Origin of the sequence: Tardiphaga sp. (assembly GCF_044340795.1) — a bacterium.
GTDB lineage: Bacteria > Pseudomonadota > Alphaproteobacteria > Rhizobiales > Xanthobacteraceae > Tardiphaga.
In genome coordinates this window covers 1-4,107 of the sequence record NZ_JBIISY010000375.1, presented here as the reverse complement: position 1 = coordinate 4,107, position 4,107 = coordinate 1, and the positions used below count along the sequence as shown (strand labels likewise).

The window sequence follows — 4,107 nt, the reverse complement described above, 5'->3', positions numbered from 1 at the left end:
CAGGCTTCCAAACGAATGGCTTGACCTTCGTCTTGTCACCGTCGCTGATCATCACCAGAGCGGTGAGATCGACAATGGCCGACATGTCGAGCGCCAGATAGACACGCTCCTTCTCGTCAAACAGAACCGGCAGCTTGTTCGGGGCTGCACATGCGGTCCATTCCGCGCGAGAGATCAGCGAAGCGATCGGCGCCACACGCTGATTGAGATAGAGGTTCCGAAACTTCGGTTCCTCTGCCGGCATGCGCTTCGCCTTGTCAGCGATCGCTTTGAGATCGGCCAGCGATCGGAAATCGCCGAGCGCCGGGTTTGCCTTCTTCCAGACCCGCGGGTCGAAGATGTCTTTGCAGTCCTCCGGAACCTCGTAGAGGTGACACACGATGGTCGGGTCTTTTGCTTCCCGGCCGTCGTCGATCAGCTTCGACAAGATATGCTCAGGATCGTTCGACTGCGTCGAGATCACAATGAAGAGCGGTTCGGAGCGCGCGCCCATCGAGGTGTCGAGGACGTCGTAGAGTTCCCGGTTCTTTGCCTGCGCCAACTCGTCGAAGATGACGAAGGTCGGGTTGAGACCGTGTTTGGTGCCGGCCTCGGCCGACATCGCTTTGTAGAACGAACCGTTCGCAAAGCATGCGATGTGCTTGGTGGAGTCGACGACCTTGAGCAGGTCGCTGAGCTCCGGATCCGCGCGCACGATCTGCGCGGCGACCTTGAACACCTGCGCGGCCTGCTCGCGATCGTTGGCCGCCGAATAGATTTCGCCGTTCTGAACCGCTTCCGGCCCGACCAGGTGAACCAGCACCAGCGCGGCGATCAGCGCCGTCTTGCCGTTCTTTCGCGCGATCGAGAGGATAGCGCGGCGAACGCGCCGGCGACCGTCGGCGCCGTGCGGCTCGTAAATGTCGCGAATGAACCGCTTTTGCCACTCACGCAGCAGAAAGCGGCCACCCTGCCCTTCGCCTGATGGGACCTTTAGCTGCTCAATGAAGGCGATGATCCGGTCTGCCCGAGCAGACCGGCGAACTTGCTTTTCCGCTGTTTGGCGCCGGGCAGTTTGAGCGCGGCGCGGCTTTTCGGATCGAGCCCGAGGCGATCGCCTAGCGTCGCCATCAGCGCGGCCTGCTTGTTTAGGATTGCGAGCCATGGGCTTTGCGCCTGCGCGCCGTTGTCGCCCACCTCGATGACGTGCTCGAACGCTGGATCATTGATCTTGTGGGCCGCCAACTTGTGCAGCGCCCAGGCAGTCGCGAACGCCGAGAGGATGAAACTGTCAAGGGCTGAATAGACCCCGGACGGCATCGACATCTTGATCGCCTCGATGCAGCCGCGGGCGTCGTCGGACAGATGCTCAGGTGTGAAAGGCTCGCCGAGCGCCTCAATCCCGCTCTCCTCGACCACTCGCTTGCTGGGATTTCCTTCCAGCTTGTCGAGCGCAGAGAGCTTTGGCTTTGGACCCCGCTTACCCACCTAGACCCCCCACCTCAAAACCTGCGGAAATGCGCGTCGTTCTTGGGCGCCGGTCCGGGCTGAAATCGATGGAACTTTTGTTCCACCCCCCCCCCGGCCGTGGAACTTTTGTTCCATATGTCGCATAAATGATACATGATGGAACTTTTGTTCAAAATATACCAGGAACTTTAGTTCCATTGTCCGTTAGCGGTGCCTGAGTATTGCATCGCGCGCCTAAGTCGGCCATCCATCGTCATCCACGACCTGCCTGGCGCTGCCGCCATGCTCGATCCGCTGCTCATCCACGTCGTGGCAGTCCCTACATGACGACGCAAAGGGCCCAGCCCAGAAGATGATAGGGTCGCCATCGTGCTTGATGGTGTGGTGGCACACCGTGGCAGGGGTGATCTTGCCTCGAGCCTCACATCTTTCGCATAGCGGCTTGGCTGCGAGCTGCTGATCCCGGATCAGCTGCCACCGCTTGAGCTTATACCAGTTGCGATAGGGCTTCTCTTCCCTGCGCTTGGTGTCGTACTCACGATTCCGGACTCGGCGATCGAGTGGCTTACCCAATCGTGGTCTCAAATGGTGGGCAAGCTGGAACGCTGAACCAAGGGATCGTCAGTCCTACCCTCTGAAATTCGACAAACGCGCGACCCGTTCGGCGACGCTTAAGCCAACCATCGACCACCCGCTCTTCCAACTCGGCACGGACGAGTGGCTTGAGCCAGCGCAAGCCAATGAGAAGTCGAGAACGCCAAGACATTAGCTGGCCTTGGGTCCATAGAGCTTAGTGCCGATGGCCTTGAGCCGCTCGACATCCATATGGTTCAGCCTTTGATCATTAAGATTGACGACCAGAATGCCGGCGTTCCGGAAGCCTGATGCCTTCATGGCATCGAGGTCCATGGGACGCCCGGGCTGCGGGGCGTTGGTGCGAAGATACATATTTGCGGGACAGATTTTCTCTAAGGCCCGAGCATGCGGGCAGCTACCGGCATTGGCCGGCGGTGATGCATTCCACTTACTGACACGGCGCTGGCGGGTATCTGCATCACCTGAGCGACTATTGACGCCTATGTGATTTGCGGTCGACATGCAACTATTTCCGATAGTTCTTCACAACTACACTTTCTCAAGGTGATTGCCGTTCATCCAGGTCAACCGCTTGCCGTTGAACATGCTGATCAGCAGCTGCACACGGCCCTTATCGTCGAGCTTGGCGACCTCCGCGAAGAACCCATGGAATGGCCCCTCGGCGATCTTCACACCCTCACCCTTCACGAACGGAGCGCGCTTGCGGCCGGACAGCTTGTCCTTGAATGCCTCATCCTCGATCTGCTCGCGCTGGCGGATAGCGGCCACAAGCTCCGCATTCAGGATGCACGGCACCTGCCGATCGCCAACAGCGAACGCAAGGTGGCCGGGCTTCCGCACGCCCTTAATGCCGGCGATCAGGGCAAGGTCGGCGTCACCACCGCGGACATCGGCCAGCACATAGCCCGGGAACATCGCATATGACCGCTCGACCATCTTGCGCTGGCCATTCGGATTCCGCTGAGCCGAGCCCACGAACTTCCGGATGATCGGCGAATACGACCTGATGCCGAGCTCATTGAGCCCTTCCCGGACCACCTTCTCGCTGTTCGGGACAGCAGTGATGATGTGCCAAATCGGCGGCGTCTGCGGGATCTCGCAGACATTCGGCGGGACATCTACCATCCCGACGAAATCGCCGACCTTGAGCTCATGCAATCCGACCGCGCTCATTTCCTGCTTCCTATCTTCGAGAATTCAAGTGGGTACGCGGTGGGTTACGCTGCAGCGTCGTCGGACGCGGGAGGAAGCTTCTCGCCAGTGGCTTCGTCGTAGCCGGGCGGCAGTCGCTTCATGAACCACGCGCCTGTGCGCTCGACTCCTTCGATGTCGATCGTGTAAAGCCGAATCTTGAGCTTATGCTCTTCCGCGAAGCCAAGGTTTGCCCGCAGCTCGATCGTCCCGTTGTCGGCAAAGAACCAGCTGTCGTCGATCCGGCGCGCCGTGTTCGGGCAAATGCCCTCGGATGCTAGTATTGCCGGCGGGCACCGGCATGAGACCATTCCGGGCGCACCGCCAGCCCATCGCGGCCAGTTGGACTCGTTGCCCTTCCACATCCGAACAGCGCCTCTCCAATCTTTATCGGCGGGCTCGAATGGGGAGTCGCTATGGACCAGAACCGGCGCCGCGCCGCTGAAATCCTGCTCGCCAAGCCAACGCCAAGCGACCTTCACGAACTTCGTCGCGTAGCTGTTTTGCTTGCGAACCTTGGCGCAGTAGGCCTTCGCGTTGAACGTGACCACGGCAGGATCGACGCCAGACGCAATCAGCTTCGCGAACTCGGTTTCCGCCCGTTCGCGTTGCTCAGCCTCGTCCCGCCGTGGATACGCATTCCAGAATTCATCAAAAAGCGCGCGCTCTTTTGAATCCGATTCCTTTTCCACCCTACTACACCCTCCTTCCTCCTTCCTCTGCGGAGGAATTTCGGGTGTGCTACCGGAGGTCTGGGGTAGCGCTGGGGTAGCAGCACCCTTTACGGCGATGTAGCTACCAAGGTCAGCGGGTAGATTTCCTTCCTTAAAGTATCGATAGGAGGGGTTTTTGGGGCGCTGATACTTCGCA

The 4,107-nt window shown here is 59.7% G+C and carries 6 protein-coding genes; all 6 read right to left on the bottom strand.

What is annotated here, in order from left to right; translation table 11 throughout:
- Window positions 1-901, bottom strand: a 901-nt coding sequence (locus ACIQ17_RS31645) for a terminase large subunit domain-containing protein (RefSeq protein ID WP_398473481.1), incomplete at its 3' end; no start/stop codon positions are given.
- Between the two features lie 71 nt (window positions 902-972).
- Window positions 973-1,398: a P27 family phage terminase small subunit gene (locus ACIQ17_RS31640; protein WP_398473480.1), complete on the bottom strand. Its 426-nt coding sequence runs from the start codon at window positions 1,396-1,398 to the stop codon at window positions 973-975.
- A 285-nt stretch (window positions 1,399-1,683) separates the two neighbouring features.
- Window positions 1,684-2,022, bottom strand: a complete 339-nt coding sequence (locus ACIQ17_RS31635; protein WP_398473478.1) for an HNH endonuclease — start codon at window positions 2,020-2,022, stop codon at window positions 1,684-1,686.
- Window positions 2,023-2,214: 192 nt separating this feature from the next.
- Window positions 2,215-2,547 carry a hypothetical protein gene (locus ACIQ17_RS31630; RefSeq protein WP_398473477.1) on the bottom strand — a complete coding sequence of 111 codons (333 nt, stop codon included), beginning with the start codon at window positions 2,545-2,547 and terminating at the stop codon, window positions 2,215-2,217.
- Window positions 2,548-2,574: 27 nt separating this feature from the next.
- On the bottom strand, window positions 2,575-3,219 hold the full coding sequence (locus tag ACIQ17_RS31625; RefSeq protein ID WP_398473475.1) for a transcription termination/antitermination protein NusG: 645 nt from the start codon (window positions 3,217-3,219) through the stop codon (window positions 2,575-2,577).
- Between the two features lie 44 nt (window positions 3,220-3,263).
- Window positions 3,264-4,107, bottom strand: an 844-nt coding sequence (locus ACIQ17_RS31620) for a hypothetical protein (protein ID WP_398473474.1), incomplete at its 5' end; no start/stop codon positions are given.

Bases quoted from the DNA above. Each gene is read 5' to 3' on its own strand.
- ACIQ17_RS31625 (WP_398473475.1), bottom strand. From the start codon at position 3,219: ATGAGCGCGGTCGGATTGCATGAGCTCAAGGTCGGCGATTTCGTCGGG.
- ACIQ17_RS31630 (WP_398473477.1), bottom strand. From the start codon at position 2,547: ATGTCGACCGCAAATCACATAGGCGTCAATAGTCGCTCAGGTGATGCA.